The following is a 26,589-nucleotide window of genomic DNA, read 5'->3' on the forward strand; positions in this document are numbered from 1 at the left end:
CTCATGTCCTCCTTGCCCACGCCCCAAGAGCTCCTCTACGAGGGCAAAGCCAAACGGGTCTACCGCACCGCCGATCCCCAGGTTTACCTCTGTCAGTACAAAGACGACGCCACGGCTTTTAATGCCCAAAAGCGGGGATCTATCGCCGGCAAGGGGGAGGTCAACTGCACCGTCTCTAGCCGGGTGTTTGCCTACCTGGCGCGGCAGGGCATCCGCAACCACTTTCTGGCCCAGACCGGCCCCCGTGAGATGCAGGTGCGCGCCCTGCGGATCCTGCCTTTGGAAGTGGTGGTGCGCAACCGTGCTGCCGGCAGCCTCTGCAAGCGCCTGGGCCTGGAGCGAGGCCTTCCCATCGAGCCGCCGCTGGTGGAGTTCTATTACAAAAACGATGCCCTGGGGGATCCCCTGGTGACTCCCGACCACATCCGCCTGTTGCGCCTGGCCACGCCAGAGCAAGTGGAGGTGTTGGGATCCCTGGCTTTGGCAGTCAACACTCACCTTCGCGACTTCTGGAGGCGCTGCCGGCTGGAGCTGGTGGACTTTAAGTTGGAGTTTGGCTTGGACGAGGAAGGGCAGATCTGGCTAGCGGACGAAATTAGCCCCGACACCTGCCGTCTTTGGGATCTGGAGGGAGCTGAGCCACGAGTGCTGGATAAAGACCTCTTTCGCTTTGATCTCGGCGATCCGGCAGCCGGCTACCAAGAGGTGCTGCAGCGGGTGCTCCAGGCTACGGATCCCAATCTCCCCTCTCCCTTTGGGAAAGGGGTTGGGGGTGGGGGCTAGAATACTGGCGACATACCCTGCTACACCCGGCACCTTGACGGGATCCCCTGTGACTTCTCCCCGCCCCGACGACCGCTTCCGCCGTCAACTGGCTAATCTACTGGACACCTGGGTGGAGCAGGGGCTAATCCAGCCGGAGCAACGGGATCGCCTGCGGGAGTACTACCAGCTAGAGAGCTTGCCGCGAACAGCCGGCAGCCGCTTTACCCTGGTGCTGCTGCTGTTTGGCGCCGTGCTAGTGGGCTTGGGGGCGATCTCCTTCGTGGCCGCCAACTGGGACGCCATTCCCCGCTGGGCCAGAGCCTTGGGATCCCTGGCTCTCACGCTGGGGCTGCAGGGGGTCGGCTTTCGGCTTAGGCAGCAGGGCTCCCCGCGCTTGGGCAGCGCCTTGTTGATTGCCGGCGAGCTGTCTTTGGGGGCTGCCGTTGGCCTGACGGCCCAGTGGGTTCAAATCGGGGGATCCCCGGCGGGCTTGTTCTTGGCCTGGGGGCTGGGCAGCCTGGCCATGGCCTACAGCTTGGTCCACACCCCCAGCGGCATCTTGGCCTGTCTCTTATTCGCCCTGGCTGGGATAACTACCCTGTGGGAGGAGGGGATCGGCTTGGCTCTGGATCCTCTCTACCCCTGGCTGGCCCTTGGCCTATTGCTGCCCCTTGCCTATGGGTGCCGCTCCCGTTGGATCTTGGCTTTGGCATTGGTAAATTTCGGCCTGGCGCTAGAAAGGTTGGCAGGGCGCTGGGACAGGTCTGCAGAAAGCTTGACCCTCTGGCTGCTGCTTGGTCTTGCTGTCGTCTGGGGGCTGGGCTTTTGGCACCAACGCCGTGGGCAGTGGCTAGGCCAGATCTTGACCGGAGAAGATGGCCAGGAGGGCGAGCAGGAGCAAGGCTGGGATCTGGCTCTGGCGACGGAGGAGCTGGCCTCCCTAGGGTTGGGCTTTCTCCTCTACCTCTGGAGCTTTCGTGAGCTTTGGGACTGGGATCTCAAACCTGTACCCTTAGTCCAAACTGTGGATCCCTGGGCGGGCCTGTCGGCAGCAGGATTGCTATTGCTAGCCGGTTGGAGCTGGTGGCAGGGCTGGCAGGCAAAGCGATCCCAGCCCGTTTCTGCTTGGCTGAAGGATGCTGCCGTTCTGTTCTCGCTGGTCGCCTTGGCGCTTTTGCTGGGGATCCGCAGCGCCCTGCCTTTGAACCTAACCGCAAAGGTAGCCTTGGCCTTCTTTGCTCCCTGGATCGTGACCCTTTTGCTCGTGGGATTGTCGGTGGTGCTCTGCTGGGAAGGGCTACAGCAGGGGCGGCGGAGCCGCTTCTGGCAGGGGCTATTGGGCCTGACCTTGGTGGTGCTGACCCGCTTTTTCGAGTACCAGACCAACCTGATGACCAAATCGGCGGTGCTGGTGGTCTGTGGGATCGGCGTGATCTGGCTGGGGCTGAAGTTTGAGAGACGTATCTTCAATGCCTAGGAATCTTTCCTTTGGCTTTCTCAGGAGCTCAAGAGTCAATAGAAGTTTACAAAAAATCGCGACACTTAGGGAACTTACTCTTCTCTGAAAAGTCTTTATTGGTAGAAAGTTTCTTGGAGAACGTCAATGAAAAAAAACAGGCCTGGGCCTAGGTATACTGGCTCTAGTCTCTTTTGGTTTCTGGAGCTATGGCCCTTCCTCGATTGCCTCTGGTAGAGATCTGTTTTGGGGGCACTTTCCGGTAGCGCAAGCTCCAAGGCCGGCTGTGCCAGCAAGGCCCAGGACTCCAGAACCCGCGCCCTCCCCTGTTCCCGAAACTGAGGCCATCGATGAGCTGTTCCGCCAGATCCCCATTCTCCCCTCTCCAAGACCGTTGCCCACGCTCCCCTGCCCTCGGCCCATGAGGTTGCAGTCGGTGAGGCTGCAGGCTCCGCCACCCAGCCCCGCTGTTCCTTTGCAGCCAGAGATTCCAGCCACCATTTGGAACAAGCTCCAGGGTCCTTATGGAACTACCAACTGGTCAGAACCAAACCCAAATAAAGTCTTTGCTCACACTTTTCAGTGGAATCCTCCTTGTAAAGCAGGCTGCCGGCTGGGAGGTACTCTGACGTTTGCCTACCGCAACAATTTGCCGGCTAGCAGCAACAGTTCTCCGGATGCGGGCAACGACAAGTACTACGTGTATAACGGCGGCACTCTAACTCAATCGGGGTTCCTATACGCTTCACCTGTTAGTTCGACAGGTCAGACTTTTACCAAAACCCTAACGCTCTCGCCCGCTGAAGTTGCCAACAACACGGTTACGTTGGTGGTTCAAGACGACACGGCTGTCTTGGAAGCTAAGGTGGAGCTCAACTACTGCTGCTGTGAATGTGAGTTCCCTATCTGAGGCAAGTCCTTGGCAGCAGTAACGGCAGAGGGGGGGATCTAAAACTCTCCCTGCCGTTTTTCTTTCCCTTGGCCAGTTTCCCGAGAGCTAGCCAAGAGAATTTAGCAGCGAGCCCGGGCAAAGATCTCCTGCAAGATCTCGTCGGCTCCCTGCTGCTTCAGCTTCTCCGCCAGGGCCACCCCAACCGCTTCCGGATCGGCGGTGGATCCCGTCTGGGTATCGCGGATGAGCCGTCGCCCCTCTAGGTCGGCCACCATGCCGGTCAGGTGCAGCTCTTCCCCTCGAACTTGGCTGTGGACGCCGATGGGCACTTGACACCCTCCTTCCAAAGCCCGCAGGAAAGCTCGCTCGGCCAAACAGCGGGCTGTCGCCTCCGCATCAGCCAAGGGTCGGATGAGCTCCAGAATCCGCTCGTCCCCCTGCCGGCACTCGAGCCCCAGGGATCCCTGGCCAACCGCGTACAAGAACACGCTGGGATCCAGCACCTCGTGGATCCGGTCGGTTTTGCCCAGCCGCTTTAGGCCGGCCACCGCCAAAATCAGGCCGTCGTACTCCCCCCGATCCAGCTTGGCCAGGCGCGTGTTAAGGTTGCCCCGCACGTCCTTAAACTGCAAGTGGGGAAAGGCGTGGCGCAGTTGGGCCAGTCGCCGTAGCGACGAAGTGCCAATCACCGTCCCTTCGGGCAGGGTGGCCAGTTGGTAGCCACGCAGCTCCTCCCGCAGCACCAGCGCGTCCAAAGGATCCTCCCTCTGCGTAATCGCTCCTAGTACCAGGCCTTCCGGCAAACGGGTGGGCAAATCCTTGAGGCTGTGCACTGCCAGATCGCTGCTGCCGTTGAGCAGACTGACCTCCAACTCCTTGGTAAACAAGCCCTTGTCTCCAATTTTGGCTAGCGCCACATCTAGGATGATGTCTCCCTGGGTGGAAAGCGTGTGCAGCTCCAGCGGCAATCCTGGATGGTGGGCCTGCAACTGTCCCATTACCCAGTAGGTCTGGGCCAAAGCCAGCTCGCTTTTGCGGGAGGCGATCCGCACTGGCTGGGCAGCCCCTGCCGAGGGTTGCCAGGGAGTTGAGGCCAGTTCGCTCATGGCTGCTGCAAAATCCGAGAACACCGTCTTTCACGCTAACTGACTTCGCGCCGCCGCAGGGCAGCGACCTTCAAGATCCTTAACTAAAGCTGCCATTTCGCCCCAGCCCAGACTTTACCGCAGGGATCCCAGCCAGTAGGATAGAGTAGGTGAGTTTTCCTTCGGCTCAGCAGGAGAGGATTGAGTCTGCTGAGCTTTCCTTCCCCAAGTCCAGGGTTTTGAGGGGAGATTTCTACAGCCCCAGTTTGCTCGATTGTCTGCCCGGTATCGGTCTTATGGAAGAAAACAACGTCGGCAACGGCACTCAGTTACTGCTCAAGCGCACCATCCCTGTTAAGGTGGTGGTCACCCCCCTCTGGAAGAAAGAAATGCGGGAGCAATTGGAGCGGCAGATTGAAGCCACCGATGCTCAGATACAGCAACTGGAGTTTCAGGGTAAGCGGGCCATTGCCGAAATCGAAAAGCAAAGCCCTAACCCCAATAGCCCTCAGGTGCTCCAGCAGGTGGAAGCAGTGAAAAGCCGCGTGAACGAGCAAAAGATTAGGCTCCTGGATCAGAAAAACCAGTTGCTCCAGCAGCTCAACCAACTGAGCGACCTGGAACTGAACCAGGAGGTGCTGCAGGGCAGCGTGGAGAGCTTCTTCTACGTGCAAAAGGGAGACAATCTGATTCAGAAAATGCAGGTGGAGATCCTGCTTGAAGATGGGGTCATCAAGGAAATTCGCGGCAACCCATGAGCTCCCCATTGGGGCAGGAGGGATCCCTTGCTGCAGGGGTGGCAGCCCAGGAGCTTAGGTTTTCAACCCAACTCGGTGGCAACCCGGTGGTGACTAATGATCAACGACCTCTGAACAGCCGCCAGGCCTAGGCCTAGGCAAGCCGGTTGATTTGGGCAAAGCTGTTCGACAAGATACTCCCCATGTCTGAGTTTGTCTGGTCAGAGGCGGTTCCCCTAGAGGATCTGGATCTCCCCGAGTGGTTGCTCACCTCAGCCCAGCGCCGCCGGCTTAAAGCTCTGCTAGTTTTAGCGATGGTGTGGGGGGTAGTGAGCCTGATGCATCAGGTAGCCGTGGCCCGTTGGCTTACTGTTGGCCTAGCTACCTTCATGGTTATCCACGTCAACCGCCTGTTTCGCCTGCAGCCGGCAGACCCGCCGCCTCCCTTACGGCTTCACCCCCTGGAAACCCCAGCTAGAGACGAGGTTGACAAGGGATCTCCCAACCTTCCCTCAGAGGCTTTGGCCTTGCAGGAGCCACCTCTGCCGCGGGTAACGGTGCTGATCCCGGCCAAAAACGAGAGCGCTGTGCTACCGCGGCTGCTGCACAGCCTTAGCCAGCTGGACTACCCTCGCAGCCATCTAGAGCTCTGGGCCATTGATGACGCCAGCAGCGATGCCACCCCAGACATCCTGCAGGAGGCCCAAAAATGGCTGCCGCACCTCCGAGTTTACCGGCGGCCCCCAGGGCGAGGGGGCGGCAAGTCTGGCGCCCTCAACGAGGTCCTTCCCCTAACCCAGGGAGAGATCATCCTTGTCTGTGATGCCGACGCCATTGTGCCCTCGGATCTACTGGTTCGCACCCTGCCTTTATTTGCTCAGCCTCCTCGTCCCGGTCGGCGGGCAGTAGGTGCTGTACAGGTGCGCAAAGCCCTGAGCAACCCCGACGTCAACTTCTGGACGCTGGGCCAGGTGGCAGAGATGGCCTCCGATGCCTACTTGCAACAGCAGCGGGTACTCATCGGGGGTATTGGCGAACTGCGGGGCAACGGCCAATTGGTACGGCGGGATGTTCTGGAAAAGTGCGGCGGCTGGAACGAAAGCACCCTCACCGACGACCTGGACCTCACCTTGAAGCTCCACCTAGCAGGGGTGGATATTGCCTTCCTCACCGAGCCCGCTATTGTCGAAGAGGGGGTTACCTCTTGGAAAAGCCTTTGGTACCAGCGCTGTCGTTGGGCAGAAGGGGGTTACCAGCGTTACCTTGACTATTGGCCAGGGATCCTCAGCGGTCGCCTAGGCATGGCCAAGACCGTTGATCTCTGGGCTTTCTTTATCTCCCAGTATCTGCTGCCCATGGCTTGGGTTCCCGATACCCTCTGGGTGCTGTTGACGGGCCACTCCTCGGTGCTGCTTCCCCTGAACGCTCTAGTTATGGGATCCTTGACCCTGGCCTTCTATCGCGGCCTACGCCAGGTGGAGGGGCTACGCGGGCGGCAACTGTGGTGGCGTACGGTCCTGGGGTTGCTCTACATGCTCCACTGGCTGCCGGTTATGATTGTCACCACGGCTCGGATGTGTGTGCAACCCAAACGGCTGAGGTGGGTGAAGACCGTTCACTATGGCCACTGAACCTGCTCTGTTTTTCCCTGCCATCCTGGTATCCTAGTTCAAACGCAGCTACTCCCTACCCAGCCTAAGTATGGCTCGCCTCTACTACGATACCGACGCCAACCTAGAGTTCCTAAACGGCCAGACGGTGGCCATCATTGGCTACGGCAGCCAGGGGCACGCCCACGCTCTCAACCTGCGCGACAGCGGTGTCAACGTCCTCGTCGGCCTCTACCCCGGCAGCCCCTCTTGGCCCAAAGCCGAGCAGGAGGGGTTGACCGTCAAGACCGTGGCCGATGCCGCTGCTGCCGCTGACTGGGTGATGATCCTCTTGCCGGATGAAGTCCAAAAGGCTGTCTTCCAGAGCGAGATCCGCCCCCATCTGCGGCCGGGCAAGGTGCTTCTATTTGCCCACGGCTTCAACATCCACTTTGGCCAGATTCAACCCCCCCCGGATATCGATGTCATCATGGTGGCTCCCAAAGGCCCTGGTCACCTGGTGCGGCGCACTTACCTAGAGGGGCAGGGGGTGCCCTGTCTCTTTGCTGTCTATCAGGATGCCTCTGGGATGGCGCGGGAGCGGGCCATGGCCTATGCCAAGGCAATTGGCGGCACTCGAGCTGGCATCCTCGAGACCACCTTTCGGGAAGAGGCCGAGACCGATCTCTTCGGCGAGCAAGTGGTGCTCTGCGGCGGCCTTACGGCCCTGATCAAAGCGGGGTTTGAGACGTTGGTGGAAGCAGGCTATCAGCCGGAGCTGGCCTACTTCGAGTGCCTGCACGAAGTTAAGTTAATTGTGGATCTCATCGTCGAGGGGGGGCTGGAGAAAATGCGCCAGAGCATCTCCAACACGGCAGAATACGGCGACTACACCCGTGGCCCCCGCCTCATCACGGAGCAAGTCCGTGCCGAGATGAAGCGCATCCTTGCTGAGATCCAAAGTGGCCAGTTTGCCCGCGAGTTTGTCCTAGAAAACCAGGCAGGTAAACCGGTGTTGACTGCGATGCGCCGCCGCGAGGCCGAGCACCCCATTGAGAAAGTGGGCAAGGAGCTGCGGGCCATGTTTAGCTGGCTGAAAAAGTAAGAAGTTCTTGCTAGACAGGTCTTGTGCTGGATCTAAAGCTGCTGCGGGATCGCCCAGAGGAAGTACGCCAAGCCCTGAACAAGCGCGGGGCCGTCGCCGATTTGGATAGGATCCTAGAGCTGGATGGCAAGCGGCGCCAGTTGGAGACCCGGCGCGTTGCTCTGCAGGCCGAAAGCAACAGCCTGGGCAAGAAAGTGGGCGAGCTCATCCGGCAGGGGGCGGATCCCCAGGGAGCGGAAGTGACGGCCCTGCGGCAGCAAGGAGCAGATCTCAAGGCTGAGATTGCCCAGCTGGAGCAGCGGGAGCGGGAGCTGGAGGAGGAGATACGGACTCTTCTCCTCACCCTGCCCAATCTGCCCTTACCCAACGTGCCAGTGGGCCAGGATGAGACGGGAAACGTGGAGGTGCGCCGCTGGGGGGATGCGCTAAAACCTAACCACCCCGTTCTTCCCCATGACGAGATTGCCGAGAAGCTGGGCCTCTTGGAGGTTGGCCGTGCCGTCAAGGTAGCCCAGAGCCGCTTTGTGGCCATGGTAGGGGCAGGAGCAGCTCTGGAGCGGGCTTTGATTGCCATGATGCTGGAGCGCCACATTGCCGCTGGCTACACCGAGGTGATCCCTCCTTTTTTGGTCAACAGCGCCGCCTTAGAGGGGACAGGGCAACTGCCCAAGTTTGCCTCAGAGAGCTTTCGCTGTGCCGAGGACGACCTCTGGCTAATTCCGACGGCAGAAGTGCCCCTCACGAACCTGTACCGGGATGAGGTGATCCCGGCCGAACGTCTGCCGCTTTATTTTTGTGCCTACACGCCTTGCTTTCGCCGCGAAGCCGGCAGCTATGGCCGGGACACCAAGGGCCTAATCCGGCTACACCAGTTTCAAAAGGTGGAGCTGGTCAAGATTACCCATCCCCAGCAATCGGAGGCCGAGCACGAAAAACTCGTGCAGGATGCTGAGGCCATCTTACAGATGCTGGAGCTGCCCTACCGGGTGGTGGAGCTGTGTACCGGCGATCTCGGTTTTTCGGCGGCCCGCTGCTTCGATCTGGAAGTGTGGTTCCCCTCCCAAAACCGCTACCGTGAGATCTCCAGTTGCTCCAACTGCTGGGATTTCCAAGCCCGCCGCGCCAACCTGCGCTACAAAGAGGCTGGGCAAAAGGGTACCCACTTCGTCCACACCCTCAATGGCTCCGGTTTGGCGGTGGGACGGACTCTAGCCGCTCTGTTGGAAAATCACCAGCAGCCAGACGGCTCGATCCGCATTCCCCAGGCGCTGCGTCCTTTTCTAAGCCCTCGCTTCCTAACAGAAGACGGCACTCTCCAGAGTGCTCCCTGAGCCTTTCTATAGACTTCTTGTTCAGGAAGGAAGGGCGCTGCCGAGGCTTAAGCTAGCCTGGACTAAGTGCCCCTTCTCAGGCAGGGGATCATGTTGCCAAAGCATCGTCCCAAGCAACTGTCACTGGGCCCTCTGGAGTCGGAGATCCTTGAAATCCTTTGGGATCTCGGCAGTGCCAGCACTCGTCAAATCCACGAGCGCATTCTGGCCGACCCGGATCGGGAGCTGGCTTATGCCTCGGTAACTACCGTTTTGCGGCGCCTGAGCCAAAAGGGCTGGGTAAGCTGTGAGCGGCGCACCGATGCCGAGGGGCGGTCTTTGCCAATGCTGTGGCGGCCCCGTCTCTCTCGCCAGGAAGCTGCTAGCCTAAGAGCCTTTGCCCACTTGCAGCAGTTTTTGGCGGTGAGCGACCCAGACACCGTGGCCGCCTTTGCCGACAGCCTGGATCAGGCCAGTGTTTCCCAGTTGCAGGCAATTGCCGAACGGCTGCGAGCAGCCCGCCAGGCTAGGAGGGATCCCCAGTGAGCCACCTGGGCATGTTGCTGTTGGGCTTGGCCTTCAGTTGGCTGTGGCGAGCCCAAGTGCGGCTAGATAGGGCGGGCTCCTGGGCGCAGCGCTGGCAGTGGGCCTGGATCCACTTCTTGCTGCCGCCCCTGTTTTTGCTAACAACCGCCCTGGCTTTGGCCTGGATGGGGCCACGGGGACAAATGGCTGGAGCGGGAGGGTGGTTTTCCTACGGCTGTGCGCTGTTGGTACTGGCGGCAGCCACAGGCCTGGCCTTGCGCTGGATTGGGGAGTACTGGTGCTCCTGTCAACGCGCCCACCGGCAGGCCCTGGCGCAGGTAAATTTGTGTGGCTTTTCGGCTTACGTTTTGGACTTGGAGATCCCTTTTGCCGCTCAGGTAGGCGTGTGGAACTCGCAACTGGTAGTTAGCCGCGGCCTGCTGCAGCAGTTGGATGAAGAACACCTGCGGGCAGTGCTGATCCACGAAGAGGCCCATCGCCACTACCGCGATACCCTGTGGATGTTGGCGGTGGGCTGGCTGCGCCGCCTTAGCGCTTGGCTGCCGAATACGGAGCTTCTCTGGCAGGAGTTGCTGACCCTGCGGGAACTGCGAGCCGATTGCTGGGCAGCCCAGCGGGTGGATCCCTTGGTGCTGGGAGAGGCGCTGCTGCAGGTGGTGAGCTATGGGAGGGGACAGCAGCCGTCAAATGCCTGGGTTGGCTTTGCCCTGGAAATGGACCCCCCTCCAGGAGGGCGCCTGCAAGAGCGCATTGAGGCTTTGCTGCAGCCCAAAGGGCCTGAGGCCTCCGGGCTCTCGCCGTCTCGGGAGAGTTGGGGTTGGCTAGGGTTGGCGCTGTTGCCCCTGCTCGCTATTCCCTTTCACACCTAAAAGTCCAGGTCTGCCTAGTGGCTGCTGCACAGGGGTGGGCAGTTCTTCTTGAGGGCTGAGGGTCTCCAGCGCTGGCAAGGCTGAACCTGGCATTGCCGCAGGGGCAGGGCTCGCGGCGGGATTGACAAGAGCCAACTCCTGCAGCGCCGCTTGGGCGGGCTGAAACTGGGGGTCTAGCTCTAGGCAGCGCTGCCAACTAGCCTGGGCCGCTTCCTGCTGGCCAGTCCGCAGTTGGGCTAGCCCCAAGGTATGCCAAAAGGCAGGCCGCTGGGGCTCCAGTTCTGTGGCCCGTTGGGCGTCGGCTAAAGCCAGCTCCAATTTCCCCAGCTTCAGGGCTTCCCAGGCGCGGTTGTTGAGGGCCACTGCGTCCTCGGGGGTCAGCTGCAAAACCCGCGAGTAGGCCTCCACCGCTTTTTCTGCCTCTTTCAGGTCGCCATAGACCAGCCCTAAGGCAAACCAGCCCCAGGGATCCTGCTCATTGAGGCTGGTTCTCTGCTGACTGGCAGCAAGGGCCTCCTCCAGCCGACCCAAGCGCCGCAGGCTTGTGATCTGGCCAAACCAGCAGGCTACGCTGCCAGGACGCTGCTGCAGTAGGCGTTGGAACTGCTCCAAACTAGCCTCGTACTGCCCCAACGCTTGCAGAACCGCCGCCAGGGCATAGCGGGCCGGAAAGTTCTCTGGCTGGATCTTCAGGGCCTCCTCGAAGTGGATGCAGGCCTCTTTGAGGTAGCCCAATTTCTGGAAAGCCACGCCGCGGGCATACCAGCCTTTGGGGTTGTCAGGGTCATAGCGCAGGGCGCGTTCCAGGGCTTTGCTGGCTAACCGGTACTGCCCCAGGCGCAACAGGGCCACGCCCAAGTTGTATAGCGTCACGGGATCCCGACGGCGCAGTCGCAGCGAGCGCTTGTAACACTCAATGGCTGAGCGCAGCCGCTGGCAGTGGAGCAGAGCATTCCCTTGGTAGCGCCAGACCCGCGCGCTCCTGGGATTGAGCTTCAAGACCCGGGCAAAACTGGCCGCCGCTGCACTGGGTCGCCGCAGCCGTCGCAGGGCAATCCCACGCGCCAACCAGCTGCGGGGTTGCTTGGGGTTATGTCGCAACGCCTTGTTCAAGCTGTTGAGGGCCAGCTTTGGCCGTTTGAGTTGCAGCAGACGAATGCCGCGATTGTGCCAGGCCAAGGCATCTTCGGGGTTGCTCTCCAGCACCCTGTCGTAGTTGACCACCGCCGCTTTGTACTGGCCCAGGCGCCCCAGAATTAGGGCCAAGCGCAGCCGCGTCTCCTCGTCATAGGGGTTAATGCTCAGGGATCCGTGGTAGCTGTCGATTGCCTCGCGGTAGCGGCCTAACTGCACCAACACGTCGCCGCGCCGACTCCAGGCCAGGGCAAAGTTGGGATCCATGTTCAAGGCGCGGTCGTAGGCAGCTAGAGCCTCGGTTAGGTTGCCCCGCTTGCGCCATTCCTCCGCTCGCTCAAACTGGATATCGGCGCTATTCCACTGAAACAGGCGCTGAAGAAATTGCAAAATGGCAATCTTGCGTGCCCCTTCCTCTGGCGTGGCGGAAGGCAGTTCGCCGGTGGCAATGCGCAGGATGGCTAGCTGAATGGCTCGTAGAAAAGCTTGGAACCCCCGCACTTCCTCATCCTCAGGAGGTTCCTCACGGCGGCGGTAGTGCAGCCGAAATCGCTGGAGATCCCCAGGGGCGGGAAAGCTGGGGTCCAAAAAGTGCATCAGCTCGCGGGCCCGGTACTCAAACAGCACCGGGTCTTCCTCAGAGCCGCTAAAATCCACCAGCGGCGCTTCTGCCAGGGGCTGAGGCAGCTCAGTGGGCGTGTGGAGCAGGGTCAAGAGACGCTGGTTTTGCCGGGGCGGGGCGTGGGAGAAGCCACTGTAGAGCTCATCTCGGGGCCAGGGATTGGCAACAAACTCCGGCGAGGCCACCACCCCAATCCAGCGGCACTGCTCGATGGCCAGTTGCAGTTCCAGCTTGCGGTTATCCCCGGGTTGCAGCATCCAGCGATCGAACCAGACCTTGAAACCCTCTTGGTCCAGCCGCTCGGCCAGTTGCCGTACCCAGCGGGTCTGGGCGCGGTGGTAGCGCAGGAAGAGATCGAATTTGTAGGGTCCTGAGGACATGAACGCCCCCTTGCTGCCTCCTTCCAGCTTATCTTTGCTACTGCCTCAGTGGCTTGGGGCTGTAAAATATCGCGAGGACAGCGCTCCCCCTCCCAGCGCTTCTGTGCTGCGTCTTTTTCCGTGAAACCCGTTCCCCTTGGCACCCGTGGCACTTGGCAAGGGATCCCTGGCCCTGAGCACACGGCAGAGGCCCTGGGCAATCCCGGTGTGCAGGTCATCGCCTCTCCGGCTCTGTTGGCGCTGATCGAGCGATGTGGCCACACCACCTTGCAGCCCTTCTACGAGGCAGAAGAAGCTGCCGTCGGGATCCGCTTTGCCCTGGAACACCGCTCGGCGGCGGTAGTGGGGGATCCCTTGCAGGTTGAGGTTGAAGTCGTGGCTGTGGAGGGAAGGCGCGTTCAGTTTCAGGCAGAGATCACCCAGCAGGGGCGACTGGTGATGCAGGGATCCTATACCTGTCAGGTGATTGATTTGCCCCGTTTTCTAGCCCACTATGGATTGACGGCAGGGGATCCCAGTCGGTGCTCAAGCTCCTAGGGGGATAGCTGCTGGCCAGCTTTGCGGGAGTTTGCTTCATGGGGCAACCTCGCCAACAAGCTAGGGGGCTAGCGGCTACCTTCTTCTATCCAGAGCGCGGCAGACGCTGTCTTTACAGAGATCCACCCCCAAGCAGAGCCCCAGAGCAAACCCCTGCTAGACTGTTGAATTGAATTAAAAAGCTGGCCAGTCTTCTGATGCAGGCGCTCCAGGTTGAACGCTCGGTAGGGGGGAGAGGACATCGTGGCAACGGGGGCCTACGCACTGGTGGATAGCTTACATCGCCATGGGGTGCAGCACATTTTCGGCTATCCGGGAGGAGCGATCCTGCCCATTTACGACGAGCTGTACAAGGCCGAATCCCAAGGGCTACTCAAGCATTTCCTAGTCCGCCACGAACAGGCCGCTGCCCATGCTGCCGATGGCTACGCCCGCGCTACCGGCAAGGTGGGGGTGTGCTTTGCCACCTCGGGGCCGGGGGCAACCAATTTGGTGACAGGCATCGCCAACGCCATGATGGACTCTGTGCCTCTGGTGGCCATTACCGGCCAGGTGCCCCGCCATTTGATTGGTACTGATGGCTTTCAGGAGACTGACATTTTTGGCATCACCCTGCCCATTGTCAAACACTCCTACGTGGTGCGCGACCCCCGGCAGATGGCCCGGATTGTGGCCGAGGCCTTCCACATCGCCAGCACGGGGCGACCCGGTCCAGTGTTGATCGACATCCCCAAAGATGTGGGCCTGGAAGAGTTCGACTACCAGCCGGTCAGTGAGGTCAATATCCCCGGCTACCGGCCCACTGTGCGGGGCAACCCTCGCCAGATCCACGCGGCAGCCAAACTTATCCTGCAGGCCAAGCGACCCTTGCTCTACGTGGGCGGCGGGGCCATCATCTCCGGAGCCCATGCTGAGATTGCGGAGCTGGCCCACACTTACCAGATCCCGGTAACCACCACCCTCATGGGCAAGGGGGCCTTTGATGAGAATGATCCCCTCTCAGTGGGGATGCTGGGCATGCATGGCACGGCCTACGCCAACTTTGCTGTTACCGAGTGCGACCTGCTCATTGCCCTTGGAGCTCGCTTCGACGACCGTGTAACCGGCAAGCTGGACGAATTCGCCAAGCATGCCAAAGTTATCCACGTCGATATCGACCCAGCGGAGGTGGGCAAAAACCGCGTCCCTGACGTGCCGATTGTGGGAGATGTGCGCACCGTTTTGGTGGAGCTGTTGGCGCAGCTAAGCAAAATGCCCTACACCCCTGGCCAAACGCAAGCTTGGCTGGCGCGGATCGAGCGCTGGAAACGGGAGTACCCCTTGCAGGTGCCCTCTTATGAGGGCGTGATCGCCCCGCAGCAGGTCATTGAGGCGTTTCGGCGCCATGCTCCCCACGCCTACTACACCACTGATGTGGGTCAGCACCAGATGTGGGCGGCCCAGTTTCTGCGCACTGGACCCCGCCGCTGGATCTCCAGCGCCGGCTTGGGCACCATGGGCTACGGCTTTCCAGCAGCCATAGGAGTCAAGGTGGCCCTGCCTCACGAGGAAGTCATCTGCATCAGTGGCGATGCCAGCTTCCAGATGAATATGCAGGAGCTGGGCACGGTGGCCCAGTACGGCATTGCCACTAAGGTGGCCATTATCAACAACGGCTGGCAAGGCATGGTGCGGCAGTGGCAACAGGCTTTCCACGGCGAGCGCTATTCTCACTCCGATATGGCGGCGGGCATGCCAGATTTTGTCAAGCTGGCCGAAGCCTTTGGTATCAAGGGCATGCGCGTCGATCACCCCGATCAAGTGGACGACGCTATCCAGGAAATGCTGCGCCATGAGGGGCCAGTAGTGGCTGATTTTGTGGTCAAGCGGGATGAGAACTGCTACCCAATGGTGCCTGCCGGCAAGGCCAACTACCAGATGATTGGTCTGCCGGAAAAGCGACAACTGGAGCAGGCTGCCGAGTTGATCTATTGCCCCAACTGCGGCGCCAAGAACCCCAGCTCGCATAAGTTCTGCCCCGAGTGCGGCGCCAAGCTCTAGAGCCAGGGATCCCTGCAGAGATCCCCGGCTTTAGCTGGGGGTGGTTGGAACTCCAGCCCTTCTGGGCACTCTAGAGGGGCCGGTAAACCCGGTAGTTGATATTGGGGAAGATGTTGTCCATATATTCCACCTTGGCCAGCCACTGCTCGTCTTCGGGCGTAACTTTTTCCCGCCGAAACTGACCCGCTTGAATCTTCTCGTAGAGGTGGTTGAAGCGCAGTAGGTGAGACTTGGTGCGCCGTACCGCGTAGGGAACCATCGTCCCCGTGCGCATGATAAAAGCCCAGTCCGAGGATTGAGCTAGCATCAGCTCCCGCGCCGCCTGGTTTAGGGCTCGCCACTCCAGGTCATCGGCAGGCTCACGGCGGCTCAGCTCAATCATGCGCTCGGTAGCCTTGTGGAGGTGGGGATAGATCCAGGCATTGGTGGGGTTGAGCCAGTACTCGTGGAAGCCGCGCGCCCCCCAGCTAGACTGAGCCGGTTTGCACACCTGGTGGGTAGGGTTCTCCCGCAGGTACTCCGCCAGGTGGGTCATGCGATAGGTATTTTGGTCGAAGTAGCTCTTGCGGATGAGGAAATCCAAAAACCAAGGTCCCTCATACCACCAGTGACCGAAGAGCTCGGCATCGTAGGGAGCCACCACCAACGGCGGGCGTCCCATGACGCTGGACAAGTACTCGATTTGCCGCTGGCGGTTGAACATGAAGTTGCCTGCATGTTCGGCTGCTTTCTCTCGCGCCCAGTAGGGATCGTAGAGTTCCTTCTGCCCCAGATCCAGGTTGCGCCCGGTGATGCGGTGGTACTTGATGCCGGTGTTCTTCCGCTGGCCATTGGGCATGATGTAGGGCTTGATGTACTCGTAGTCAGCCTCGTACCCCAGGTCTTTGTAGAACTCGCGATAGACGGGATCCCCAGGGTAGCCCACCTCCGCCGACCACACCTGCTGGGAAGACTCGTGGTCGCGACCGAAGACGGCAACGCCGGTCTCGGTAAAGATGGGGGCGTACATGCCGTAGCGGGGCCGTGGCTTGGCATATAGCAGGCCGTGGGCGTCGGTAATCATGTAGCGCAGCCCAGCATCGGCCACCATCCGCTCCAACCCCTGGTAGTAGGCGCATTCGGGTAGCCAGACCCCCCGCGGCCATTGGCCAAAGTGCTCGTTGTAGTGCTCGCAGGCTACTATCAACTGCGCCCAGACCGCCTGGGGATACATCTGCATCAGGGGCAGGTAGGCATGGGTAGCGGCACAGGTGATGATCTCCAGGTTGCCGCTGTCTTGAAACTGCTTGAAGGCCTGCACCAGATCCCGGTCGTACCGCTCCCAGAGATCCCGCACCATGGCAAATTGCTTGATGTAGTGCTCCGCCAGGTAGCGAATGTGGCCGTTGTGGGCATTCTTGTCGTACTCCAGTTGGGCTAGCTCTTCCAACTTGCTGAGGTAGTGGTCGTAGCGCTCCTGCAGCAAGGGATCCCGCAGCATCGACACCAGAGGTGGCGTCAGGGACATGGTGAGGCGAAAGTCAATGCCATCTCTCCGGAGCCCCTCAAACATGTGCAGCAGCGGGACATAGGTCTCGGTAATGGCTTCGTAGAGCCATTCCTCTTCCAGCACAAAGTCCTGCTCGGGGTGGCGCACAAAGGGCAGGTGCGCGTGGAGTACCAGGGCAAGATAACCCAAACTCATAGGTAGAAGATAGCGGAGTAAGCTCGCCTTCCTGGGCAATAAAAAAGAGCGGGATCGCTACCTATCGTCCAGCATTTCCCCCTTGCGGTCAAGGGCGGGGATCGCTGGGGATCGCTGGCTGGATCAGCGGTGACGAATGAACTCGTAGATCTCTAGGTATTCTTTGCCGGGGTAGTTCCAGGAGTAGTCGTAGCTCATGCCCTGGATTTGCAGCTGGCGAAACTGGTCGGGAGCGGTGTACCACAGGTCAATGGCCCGATCCAGCGCCGACTCCAGAGCCGCGTGATCTGTGTGGTAGAACACGTAGCCATTGCGTTGCTCCGGCAATTTGCGAGTGTCGTAGTCGCGGTCGAAAACCGTATCCGCCAGGCCGCCCACCCCTCTCACCACGGGCACTGTGCCGTACTTTAAGCCAATCATCTGCGTCAGTCCGCAGGGTTCGTAGTGGCTGGGCACCACGAGGATATCTGCCCCCGCATAGATGAGGTGGGAGAGCTCTTCGTTGAAAGCTAACTCGATGTGAACATCGGGGTTGTCGTTGAGATAGCGTTTCTCATGGGCAAACCAGGCGCCAATTCCTGGCTCGGTGGCGGATCCCAGCAGGACAAACTGAGCATTTTTAAACAAGGAGCGATAGATGGCATGATGCACCAGATGTACGCCCTTTTGCTCATCTAGCCGCCCGATATAGGCCACAATAGGCTTGTCAACATCGCGTAGCCATAGCCGCTCCCGCAGGGCTTTCTTGTTTTTGGCCTTGTTTTCTAAAGTCTGTGCAGTGTATTGAAAAGGGATAAAACGGTCAATCTCGGGGTTCCAAATGTCGTAGTCAACTCCGTTTAAAATGCCGCGAAACTTGTGCTGGTGCAAGTAGAGCGTGTGTCCCAGCCCATAGCCGTAGTCGCCAAATCGTGCTTCCAGGGCGTGGGTGGGTGAGACTGTTGTTACAAAGTTGGAAAAGACAATCCCCCCTTTCATAAAGTTGAGGACAAAAGGGTTGAAGTTATCGCGCAGGCGGTCGTAGTGGAAGTAATAGGGCTCGCGATTGAGTCCCGTGGACCACAGAATTTCCGGCCCCCCAAAGCCCTGATGCTTAAAGTTGTGAATGGTGTAGCACACCCGCTGGTTTTCCATGCCGTGGTACTTGTAAATCTCAAACAGCAGCACCGGCACCAGGCCTGTCTGCCAGTCGTGACAATGGATGATGTCGGGGCGCTTGTTGCTTTTGAGGAGAAACTCCAGGGCAGCCTTGCTGAAAAAGGCAAAGCGCATGTTGTCATCTGGGCAGCCGTAGTAGCAGCCGCGGTTAAAAAAGTTATCGCTGGAGTGGGGCTCAATGAAAAAGCAAAGGCGGCCATGCACCCAGCCGCAGTACACCGAGCAGTGAATAGCCCCGCCATACCAGGGCACCCAGAGGTCGCGGTAGGCGTCGTGCAGGCCCCAGATTTGGTCGTAGCGCATGACGTCGTATTTGGGCAGAATCAGCTCGACGCAGTGCCCCCGCACTTCTAGCTCCCGGCTGAGGCCGTACACCACATCCCCCAGCCCACCTGCCTTGATGACTGGGGCACATTCCGACGCAATCTGCACGATGTACATTCTGCAATCCCCCGCAGCATCGCCTTACCTTTCTTCACAAAATAATCCCTCCCCCCTTGTGAGCACATCTCCCGCAAGGCTAAAAAAGGATCCCGCTGGCGGGATCCACAGGGTTGGCCAGGGGCTCCCTCAATACCACTGCTGGGCGTAGAGGCGCTGCACCAAGTAGAACACAAACAAGGGCACATCGACGCGGCGCTCGTCGATCATAAAAGACTCGAGGGTGCTGGCCGGAGATCCTGCAGTAGTGCAGCGGAAGAACTTACGGCCGTTTAGGGATCCCTCGGCAAAGAGGACGCTAAACTGCTTCTGGCCGCCGGCAAAGGAGCCAATCAGCGTCTTGCCTTCCAGGCGCAACTGCAAATCATGGACGCCGCGTTTTTGAAAAGCGGCAATGGCCGCCGGGATCACCTCTTCTGTAATCAGTTGCTCGAAGGGTTTTTCTTCTTTGACTTCTTTGGCGGGTTTTTTTGCAGCAGCCTTGGGAGGGCGGGTTGCTTCCTCAGCAGGCTTGGCGACTTCGGCGGTAGTCTCCTGGGCGGGGGTAGGTTCTCCAGACATGGGCTGGACTCCGATAACAGCTAATGGGGAAGGGGAAAGAAGCTAGCTTTTGGGAATGTACTGATCCACAACTTTTTCCGCAGGGATCTGGGGAAAGCCTAGGCTGTAGTTGAGGGTGCGCCCTTGCAGGTTGTAGGCAATCTCCCCTTGCCGAAGCAGGGAGCGGATGAAGTGCTCCAGCTCAGATCCGATGCGCCGTAGGTTGTACTCCGTCAGATCCCGGCCTCGGTACTCCTCCACCAATTCCTCGAAGCGGGCATAGACCTTCTGCAGAGCAGCGTCGTTCCAGACTAGCTCGTTATCGGGATCCACATCGAGGGTCAGCACATCGTCGCGGGGCACCAAGCGGTTGTCCGCCGTTACCTCGCCAGCAAAGATGTGAACGTGGCGGGTGGTGCACTTGAGCATGGCGGTCGCTCCGGTTGTAATCCTACACTTTTCCTCAGGGTATCACTCCTAGAGGCGTGTGGGACACCTGGATCCCCGCCGCCAATGGAGGGGAAGAAGGGGGATCCCTAGAGTGCAGGTAGGGCAGGCAGGGACTTCGACGTCCAAGGGGGGATCAGCCAGCTACAAAGACAGCCATCGATGCGGATAGGTCATACCTAGGCGGCATCCTTTTCAGGCACCTTCTCTGCCTTTGGCTTCTCGGCGCTGGCAGGAGACTCCTCCTCACGGCTGGGGTTATTCATCTCTTCCTTAAAGCTGCGCAAGGCTTTGCCAAGGGCGCTGCCCAACTCTGGCAGCTTCTTGGGGCCAAACACCACCACTGCGATCAGCCCAATCACCGCCAGCTCTGGCAGGCCCATGCCAAAGATGCTAACAGCCAGGATAGGTTTGCTCAACAGCAGGATAGCCATAAATCCTCAGAACCTGAAAAACAGAACAGGCTGACCAACCCAGCTTGGAAAGGGATTGCCCGTCTCACTCTAGCAAGTTCTCCCTTCCAGGAGAAAGCGCTTGGCTCCTGCTTTCTTGGGAGCTGGTCCTCGAGGAGGATAATGTCAAGGCAAGCTGGAGAACTCCTAGCGGGGACGCTCGAGCTAGAGCGGTAGCCAGCCGTCGTTAGACTGAGATCAAGGGTCTGCTGGGGGTTGCCATGGGCTTTCTCCTGTCTGCCGAGCAAGTGGTTCAGTTTGTTACCAACCAATGGCAGGATCCCTATGCTGTTTTGGGGCCACAGCAGATAGAGCAGGGGGAGGTGTCCTTCTGGCTGGTGCGTGCCTTGGTGCCTAACGCGCGGCAGGTTTGGCTGGTGGAACGTGCCACTGGGCAGGCCCACCCCATGCAGCCGCTGCATCCAGAAACCCTGTTTGAGCTGCGCTTCGAGCCAGGAACCCCCCTGCCGGACTACTTTTTGCGAGCGCAGCGGGTTTGGAATCCGGAGGGCCAACACCTGGAAGAATGGGAGGATCCGTATCGCTTTCCGCCGGAGAAGGTCAACCACATCGGCGAGCTGGATCGCCACCTCTTCAACGAGGGCAACCACCACCGCATCTACGAGAAGTTGGGCGCTCACCCCATAAGCGTGGACGGGGTTCAGGGAGTGCACTTTGCCGTCTGGGCTCCCAATGCCCGCAACGTCAGCGTTATTGGCGACTTCAACCACTGGGATGGGCGCCAGCACCAGATGAAGCGCCTAGACGAAAGCGGCATCTGGGTCCTGTTTATCCCCGGCCTTGGGCCAGGAACCATCTACAAGTACGAGGTGAAGGCCCCCTGGGGGGACATCTACGAAAAGTCGGATCCCTACGGCTTCCAACAGGAGGTGCGCCCCAAAACCGGCTCCATTGTGGTTGACCTCAACACCTACACCTGGCATGACCAGGAGTGGATGGAAAAACGGGCTGCCACCGACCCGCTGCGCTCCCCCATTTCGGTGTACGAGGTCCACCTGGGATCCTGGATGCACGCCTCCACCGAAGACCCGCCCGCCGATGGCCACCTGGTGCCAGTGGAGCGCAAGCCCAACACCCGCTTTCTCACCTACCGGGAGCTGGCGGACAAACTCATCCCCTACGTCAAGGAGATGGGCTTTACCCACATCGAGCTCTTACCCGTGGCCGAGCACCCCTTCGACGGCTCCTGGGGCTACCAGGTTATTGGCTACTACGCGGTAACCTCCCGCTACGGCTCCCCGCAGGACTTTATGTACTTTGTCGATCGCGCCCACCAGGAAGGGATCGGCGTCATTGTCGATTGGGTGCCGGGGCATTTCCCCAAAGATGGGCATGGGCTGGCCTTTTTTGACGGTACCCACCTCTACGAATATGCCGACCCCCGCAAGGGCGAACACAAAGGCTGGGGCACCTTAGTTTTCAATTACGGCCGCAACGAGGTGCGCAACTATCTGGTGGCCAACGCCCTCTTTTGGTTTGACAAATACCACGTTGACGGCATTCGGGTGGATGCAGTGGCCTCGATGCTCTATCTGGATTACGACCGCAAGGAATGGATCCCCAATTGCTACGGCGGTCGGGAACACCTAGAGGCCATCGACTTTTTCCGTCAGCTCAATACCCTTATTTTCAAGTACTACCCTGGTGTTCTTTCCATTGCTGAGGAATCGACTGCCTGGCCAATGGTGACCTGGCCAACTCACGTGGGCGGTCTGGGCTTTAACCTGAAGTGGAACATGGGCTGGATGCACGACATGCTGGATTATTTCCGCATGGATCCCTGGTTTCGCCAGTTCCACCACAACCTGGTAACCTTTAGCCTCATGTATGCCTTTAGCGAAAATTACATGCTGGCTTTTTCCCACGATGAGGTGGTACACGGCAAAAGCCACATGCTGGGCAAAATGCCGGGGGATCTGTGGCACAAGTTCGCCAGCTTGCGGGCTCTCTACGGCTACATGTTCACTCACCCTGGCAAGAAAACCCTGTTCATGAGCATGGAGTTTGGCCAGTGGAACGAGTGGAATGTTTGGGCAGATCTAGACTGGGAGCTGCTGCAGTATGAGCCCCACGCCAAGCTGCGCCACTACGTAGCCACTCTCAACCAGCTGCTGCGCTCGCAACCGGCTCTCTACACCCAAGACACCAAGCCAGAAGGCTTCCGCTGGATCGACTGCAGCGACCATCGGGGCATTATCTCTTTCATCCGCTATGGGGAGGATCCCAAGGAGTGGCTGGTGGTGGTCTGCAACTTCACCCCCGTGGTCTGGCCAAACTACCGCATTGGGGTGCCGGAGCGGGGGTTTTACCGGGAGCTCCTCAACAGCGACGCGGTGGAGTTCTGGGGCAGCGGCGTTGGCAACCTAGGAGGCAAGTGGACAGAGGACTGGCCCTACCACAACCTGCCCTACTCTCTTGATCTCTGCCTGCCCCCCCTTTCTACCTTGGTGCTGAAGTGGCAGCCGGAGGACTCCGCCGAAAACAAAGCTATGCTGGATTGAGTACGGCCTTCCCTGCTCATTGCCATGCGAGATCTCCTGCGCGACATCCTCCGGGATTACTCCGGCTTTGTGGAGCTGCGCTACCACAGCAAAGTCTTTCGCAGTGTCACGGCGGAAAAGGGCCGCATTGAGCGCACGGCAGTTCGGCGGCGCTCGGGGGTGGGGGTACGGGTGCTAGAAGACGGCACCTGGGGCTTTGCCGCCACCGGGGATCTCTCACCCGCAGCCATTCGCAAGGCCATTGCCGAGGCCCAGCAAGCGGCCCGCGCCAGCGCCAACTGCCGCAAGCAGAAGCTGAAGACTTTGCCCCGCGTCCAACTAGCCCAGGGGGAGTTCTGCGAGCCCGGGGTGGAGGAAGTGGTCAACAAGCCGCTCGAGGCGAAGATTCAATTGGCTTTGGAAACAGAAGCCCAGGCGCGCAAGTCCTCCACTCGCATCACCTCCGCCAGTTGCACCTACAACGAGATCTACGAGGAGAAAGCCATCGTCACCACCGATGGGGCGGATGTAGCCTTCCGGCTGGTGCGCCCCGAATTGCGGGTGCAGGCGGTGGCTGAGGCCAATGGCCAACTCAGCAGCGGCACGGAGTCCATTGGCGTGACGGGGGGGTGGGACTGCCTTTTTCGGACGGATCCCTTACAGATGGCGGAGAAGGCGGCTGCCACGGCAGTGGATCTCCTCTCTGCAGGCTATGCCGAGGGGGGATGGGCCACCGTCATCCTCTCTCCTTCCATCGTGGGACTGCTGGTGCATGAAGCCATTGGCCACACGGTCGAGGCCGATTTCGTCCTCGCGGGCTCGGTGGCGGCTGGCAAGCTAGGGCAGCGGGTGGCCAGCGAACTGGTTACTCTCAAGGACTCTGGCCGTTCTGAATTTATGCCGGGGGCAGGGGGAACGCTGCCCGTGGACGATGAAGGTGTTCCCACCCAAACCACTACCATCATCCAGAATGGCATTTTGGTGAGCTACCTGCACAACCGGGAGACTGCCGCCCACTTCGGCGTCGAGCCCACCGGCAATGCCCGCGCCTGGGAGTACGCCGACGAGCCGCTCATCCGCATGCGCAACACCTACCTTGAGCCGGGATCCCAGACGCTAGAAGAGATCCTTGCTAGCACCCCCGACGGCTACTTCCTGGATGGAGCCAGAAACGGGCAAGCGGACTCCACGGGCGAGTTCATGTTTGGCGTGGAGCGGGCCTACCGCATTCGCAATGGCAAGCTGGCGGAGCTATTGCGGGGAGTCACCATCACCGGCAATGCCTTTGAGGTGTTGCAGTCGGTGGATGCTGTGTCGCGAGATTTCCTTTGGGATCTCGGATCCGGCCACTGCGGCAAGGGCCAGCCAGCCAAGGTGGATGCCGGCGGGCCCTACATTCGCTGCCGCGCCATTGTGGGTGGCCGCCAGCCCGCCTCGTAGCTCCTTGGGTAGGGGGGAGTTAGTTAGGGAGCAACTCGCAGCACTAGCCGATCCGCCTCCCACTCCCGAAAGAGGCGAAGGACGTGCTCGGCTCTCTCGGCGTGGTCGGCCAAGATCTCGGCGCCAGAACGAGCTTGCTTGGCTAGGGGCAACAACAGCTCCACCACCTGGTAGCGGCTGGAGGCGATCATCTTGCCGGGAATGCGAGCAATGGACCAGAAGATGTCCATTTTTTGAGCCGCGATCTGGGCCGGATCCACCTTGCCCAGCAGATCCGAAAAGGGGATGGTTTGATCCCAGTAGCGCACTTTGCCGTGCTGGACAAAGAGGGGGTTGAGCTGCCAACGGGAGCTTTGGAAAAACTCAGGGGTAAAAGGATCCCAACTGGCCACCTTTTTGCCCTGATGGCAGCACCAAAAGAGATTTTGCGTGTGGTAAAGAGGCTCCAGATACTCGATAACTCGTAGCTGGTCGAGGCGAGAAAGGGCCTCGTAGCGGCGATGGAACTCGGTGTGAGTAGCAGCAATTAAAGGCTTGGCGTTCCAGTAGTCCAAGTAGGGGGCTACATCGATAAACTCCAAGCCCGCCTGGGCCAGAAGGTCGGGGATTTCGCCGATGTCAAAAGGAATGTCGTTGGCGTGGAAGAAGTTGTCGACGATGTTCTCGTCTGCTAGGTAGTATTCCTCATGGGCCTTGGCGTGCTTGGCCAAAAGGGAGTTGGGATGAGCTGCCTTCAGCAGTTGCCGCACAAATTCGATCTTTTCCCGGGTGGCCGGTGGAGTAATCCCCAGCAGCTCCAAAGCACGGCGAATGCGGTAGACATGCCAACGGCCTGAGCGGTTGTAGAGCATCAGGGCCATCACCCCGTCGGGAGCCAGGCGCGAGGCCAAGTTCTTTAGGGCCTTGACGGGATCGGCGGTGTGGTGGATTACCCCGTAGGAGCTGATCATGTCAAAGCTTCCCTCCGGCCAGGTGGAGGGATCCATGAGATCCCCATAATGCACCGAGCAGTTGCGCAGGCCGTGGTACTTGATCCGCTTCTGGGCAATTTCCAGAGCTGGGCGGCTGAGGTCGATCCCTACCACGGCGCCATATCCGGGGTTGCTGGCGGCGATGACGTGCATCTCCCAACCAGTGCCGCAGCCGGCCACCAAAAACCTGGCCCCAGTGGGCTCTTGCAAGGTGCGGGTGCGGGCGTATTGGGCCAAGGTATAGCTGCCCAGGCTGGAAAAGCCCTCAAAGGGCTGGTCGTAAGGAATAGGGGGATAGGGGAAGGTTTCGTACTGGGCTTGCACTGCCCGTGTAATCTCGGCTTCCGTAACCAAGAGGACTTCCTCCTGCGTACTTCCCTCCCAATCCTATGGCTTTCTCAAGGGCTGGAGGGGAAACCTGCTGGCTAGGCCACTGCCAAGCTGTGGGCAGCTCGCCGGTAAGCTTCTTCCAGCGTCTCTGCCAGGGTGGGGTGAACATGCACCAGGCGAGCCAGTTCTTGCACCGTGGCGCGGCGGGCAATGGCCTGGGCCGCCTCGTGGATGAGATCCGCTGCGTGGGGACCAAAGATGTGGGATCCCAGCAAAAGCCCCGTCTCCTTGTCGAAGACCAGCTTCACCATGCCCTCAGTCTCGCCAGAGGCAATGGCCTTGGAGTTGCCGCCAAAGTAGGTGCGCACCGTGCCTACGCTATAGCCCTCGGCTTTGGCTTGGGGCTCGGTTAGCCCCACAAGGCCCATCTCGGGGTGGGTGAACACTGCTGCCGGGATGCTCAGGTAATCCATGTAAGCAGGGCGGCCACAGATGTTTTCCACCGCCACCCTCCCCTGGGCTGCTGCCGCGTGGGCCAACATCATCTTGCCCGTCACGTCGCCAATGGCCCACAGGTGGGGCAACTCCGTGGCCATGCGGCTATCCACCGGCACAAAGCCGCGCTTGTCTAACTCCACCCCTAGCTCTGCCAGGCCCAGTTCCTCTGAGACCGGGATCCGCCCGGCGGCCACTAGACAACCATCCACCTGCAGCGTCTCACCGTTGGAGAGGTGAATCGTTACTGGCTGGCCAGGGATCACCTGCTTGGCCGTGATCCCCACGTAGGTCTGGATTTGCCTGGGTTTGATCAGCACCCGCTGGGCCAGGCGGGCAATGTCGGGGTCAAAGGCTGGCATCAGGGTCTCCAGGGCTTCGATGAGGATGACCTGGGATCCCAGCGCCGTGTAGACGTCGGCAAACTCCTGTCCAATGTAGCCGCTGCCGATGATGGCCAGCCGCTCCGGGATCCACTCCAGCCGTACCGCCTCGTCGCTGGTAAACACCGTGCGGCCATCCACCTTGATCCCCGGCGGCACGAGGGGTCGAGAACCCGTAGCCAAGATAATGTCCCGCGCTGTGTAGGTCTGGGATCCTCCTTCCCCCTGCACTTCGACCGTTTGCGGCCCTGCCAGCCTGCCCCGTCCCCGCAGGATCGTTACCCCTAGCTTTTCCAGCGAGCGGGTCATGTCGGCGCGGATCTTCTCCACTACTTGGGTGGCGTGGGCGGCAATCGCTCCCCGGTCAGCCTGGACGGATCCCACCTGCAGCCCTAGCTGGGAGCTGTTTTGCAGTTCCCGCAGGCGTCCTGAGGCGGCCAGCAGCGCCTTGGAGGGGATGCAGCCGCGGTTGATGCAGGTGCCGCCCATTTCGGCGCACTCGACGATGGCGGTTTTCAGGCCGGACTCGACGGCATGCAACGCCGCGCCGTGGCCGCCAACGCCAGCACCGATGATGATCAAGTCAAAGTCAAAGCTCATGGCGAGACTTAGATAACCGGTGCTTCATTCTCTCATCTTGTCGGCCTTCCTAGGAACCGGCTGAGAGGATCTAGCATAGG

The 26,589-nt window shown here is 60.0% G+C and carries 22 protein-coding genes; 13 read left to right on the forward strand and 9 right to left on the reverse strand.

The annotated features are described in order from the left end of the window. Positions 1-12 precede the first annotated feature (12 nt). On the forward strand, positions 13-783 hold the full coding sequence (purC, locus tag NW833_RS09310) for a phosphoribosylaminoimidazolesuccinocarboxamide synthase (RefSeq protein WP_414412313.1): 771 nt from the start codon (positions 13-15) through the stop codon (positions 781-783). A gap of 49 nt (positions 784-832) precedes the next feature. Further along, complete coding sequence (locus tag NW833_RS09315) at positions 833-2,242, forward strand: DUF2157 domain-containing protein (protein WP_414412292.1); 1,410 nt, start codon at positions 833-835, stop codon at positions 2,240-2,242. A 990-nt stretch (positions 2,243-3,232) separates the two neighbouring features. Here the strand turns inward: NW833_RS09315 and hemC are convergent. Continuing rightward, positions 3,233-4,219, reverse strand: coding sequence for a hydroxymethylbilane synthase (hemC, locus tag NW833_RS09320; RefSeq protein ID WP_414412293.1), 987 nt, complete (start codon positions 4,217-4,219; stop codon positions 3,233-3,235). Positions 4,220-4,494: 275 nt separating this feature from the next. Between hemC and NW833_RS09325 the strand changes: the two genes are divergently transcribed. The 7 genes from NW833_RS09325 to NW833_RS09355 all read left to right on the forward strand — a co-directional run bounded on the left by NW833_RS09325 (position 4,495) and on the right by NW833_RS09355 (position 10,354). Further along, the gene (locus tag NW833_RS09325; protein WP_414405981.1) at positions 4,495-4,956 is read left to right on the forward strand and encodes a YlqD family protein; all 462 of its coding nucleotides are present in this window, start codon (positions 4,495-4,497) and stop codon (positions 4,954-4,956) included. Continuing rightward, the gene (locus tag NW833_RS09330; RefSeq protein ID WP_414412294.1) at positions 4,953-5,087 is read left to right on the forward strand and encodes a hypothetical protein; all 135 of its coding nucleotides are present in this window, start codon (positions 4,953-4,955) and stop codon (positions 5,085-5,087) included. The genes NW833_RS09325 and NW833_RS09330 overlap by 4 nt, the downstream gene beginning before the upstream one ends. A 51-nt stretch (positions 5,088-5,138) precedes the next feature. Next, complete coding sequence (locus NW833_RS09335) at positions 5,139-6,566, forward strand: glycosyltransferase family 2 protein (protein WP_414412295.1); 1,428 nt, start codon at positions 5,139-5,141, stop codon at positions 6,564-6,566. A 70-nt stretch (positions 6,567-6,636) separates the two neighbouring features. Then, positions 6,637-7,629 carry a ketol-acid reductoisomerase gene (gene ilvC, locus NW833_RS09340; protein ID WP_414412296.1) on the forward strand — a complete coding sequence of 331 codons (993 nt, stop codon included), beginning with the start codon at positions 6,637-6,639 and terminating at the stop codon, positions 7,627-7,629. A gap of 23 nt (positions 7,630-7,652) precedes the next feature. Then, entirely contained in the window at positions 7,653-8,960 is a 1,308-nt protein-coding gene (gene serS, locus NW833_RS09345) for a serine--tRNA ligase (protein ID WP_414393900.1), read from the forward strand. 90 nt (positions 8,961-9,050) lie between these two features. Beyond that, on the forward strand, positions 9,051-9,485 hold the full coding sequence (locus NW833_RS09350) for a BlaI/MecI/CopY family transcriptional regulator (protein WP_414393902.1): 435 nt from the start codon (positions 9,051-9,053) through the stop codon (positions 9,483-9,485). Continuing rightward, the gene (locus tag NW833_RS09355) at positions 9,482-10,354 is read left to right on the forward strand and encodes a M56 family metallopeptidase (protein WP_414412297.1); all 873 of its coding nucleotides are present in this window, start codon (positions 9,482-9,484) and stop codon (positions 10,352-10,354) included. Before NW833_RS09350 ends, NW833_RS09355 begins: the two co-directional genes overlap by 4 nt. Here the strand turns inward: NW833_RS09355 and NW833_RS09360 are convergent. Beyond that, complete coding sequence (locus NW833_RS09360; protein ID WP_414412298.1) at positions 10,307-12,490, reverse strand: tetratricopeptide repeat protein; 2,184 nt, start codon at positions 12,488-12,490, stop codon at positions 10,307-10,309. The two genes, NW833_RS09355 and NW833_RS09360, sit on opposite strands and share 48 nt — an antisense overlap. A 120-nt stretch (positions 12,491-12,610) precedes the next feature. Between NW833_RS09360 and NW833_RS09365 the strand changes: the two genes are divergently transcribed. Both NW833_RS09365 and ilvB read left to right on the forward strand, forming a co-directional pair. Continuing rightward, complete coding sequence (locus tag NW833_RS09365) at positions 12,611-13,027, forward strand: thioesterase family protein (RefSeq protein WP_414412299.1); 417 nt, start codon at positions 12,611-12,613, stop codon at positions 13,025-13,027. Between the two features lie 243 nt (positions 13,028-13,270). Continuing rightward, the gene (gene ilvB, locus NW833_RS09370) at positions 13,271-15,067 is read left to right on the forward strand and encodes a biosynthetic-type acetolactate synthase large subunit (protein WP_414393910.1); all 1,797 of its coding nucleotides are present in this window, start codon (positions 13,271-13,273) and stop codon (positions 15,065-15,067) included. A gap of 70 nt (positions 15,068-15,137) precedes the next feature. Here the strand turns inward: ilvB and NW833_RS09375 are convergent, their stop codons facing one another. From NW833_RS09375 to tatA, 5 genes are all read right to left on the reverse strand, one after another. After that, positions 15,138-16,751 (reverse strand): glycoside hydrolase family 57 protein, encoded by a 1,614-nt coding sequence (locus NW833_RS09375; RefSeq protein WP_414405974.1) that lies wholly within the window; start codon positions 16,749-16,751, stop codon positions 15,138-15,140. 123 nt (positions 16,752-16,874) lie between these two features. Further along, positions 16,875-18,350 (reverse strand): glycogen synthase GlgA, encoded by a 1,476-nt coding sequence (gene glgA / locus NW833_RS09380; RefSeq protein WP_414412300.1) that lies wholly within the window; start codon positions 18,348-18,350, stop codon positions 16,875-16,877. Positions 18,351-18,479: 129 nt separating this feature from the next. Further along, on the reverse strand, positions 18,480-18,911 hold the full coding sequence (locus tag NW833_RS09385; protein WP_414412301.1) for a DUF2996 domain-containing protein: 432 nt from the start codon (positions 18,909-18,911) through the stop codon (positions 18,480-18,482). 42 nt (positions 18,912-18,953) lie between these two features. Further along, a complete protein-coding gene (locus tag NW833_RS09390) occupies positions 18,954-19,319 on the reverse strand; it encodes an NAD(P)H-quinone oxidoreductase subunit M (protein ID WP_414405972.1) in 366 nt (121 codons plus the stop codon). A 197-nt stretch (positions 19,320-19,516) separates the two neighbouring features. Further along, the gene (tatA, locus tag NW833_RS09395) at positions 19,517-19,771 is read right to left on the reverse strand and encodes a twin-arginine translocase TatA/TatE family subunit (protein WP_414393919.1); all 255 of its coding nucleotides are present in this window, start codon (positions 19,769-19,771) and stop codon (positions 19,517-19,519) included. A gap of 239 nt (positions 19,772-20,010) precedes the next feature. Between tatA and glgB the strand changes: the two genes are divergently transcribed. Next, positions 20,011-22,311 (forward strand): 1,4-alpha-glucan branching protein GlgB, encoded by a 2,301-nt coding sequence (gene glgB / locus NW833_RS09400; protein WP_414412302.1) that lies wholly within the window; start codon positions 20,011-20,013, stop codon positions 22,309-22,311. A 24-nt stretch (positions 22,312-22,335) separates the two neighbouring features. Continuing rightward, the gene (locus NW833_RS09405; protein ID WP_414412303.1) at positions 22,336-23,730 is read left to right on the forward strand and encodes a TldD/PmbA family protein; all 1,395 of its coding nucleotides are present in this window, start codon (positions 22,336-22,338) and stop codon (positions 23,728-23,730) included. Between the two features lie 23 nt (positions 23,731-23,753). Here NW833_RS09405 and NW833_RS09410 read toward each other — a convergent pair whose 3' ends face one another. Both NW833_RS09410 and lpdA read right to left on the reverse strand, forming a co-directional pair. After that, positions 23,754-25,055 carry a class I SAM-dependent methyltransferase gene (locus tag NW833_RS09410; RefSeq protein WP_414412304.1) on the reverse strand — a complete coding sequence of 434 codons (1,302 nt, stop codon included), beginning with the start codon at positions 25,053-25,055 and terminating at the stop codon, positions 23,754-23,756. Between the two features lie 71 nt (positions 25,056-25,126). Beyond that, positions 25,127-26,509, reverse strand: a complete 1,383-nt coding sequence (lpdA, locus tag NW833_RS09415; RefSeq protein WP_414412305.1) for a dihydrolipoyl dehydrogenase — start codon at positions 26,507-26,509, stop codon at positions 25,127-25,129. Positions 26,510-26,589: the final 80 nt, after the last annotated feature.

The sequence above is a fragment of the Synechococcus sp. O70.1 genome (assembly GCF_047462215.1).
Classification (GTDB): Bacteria; Cyanobacteriota; Cyanobacteriia; order Thermostichales; family Thermostichaceae; genus Thermostichus.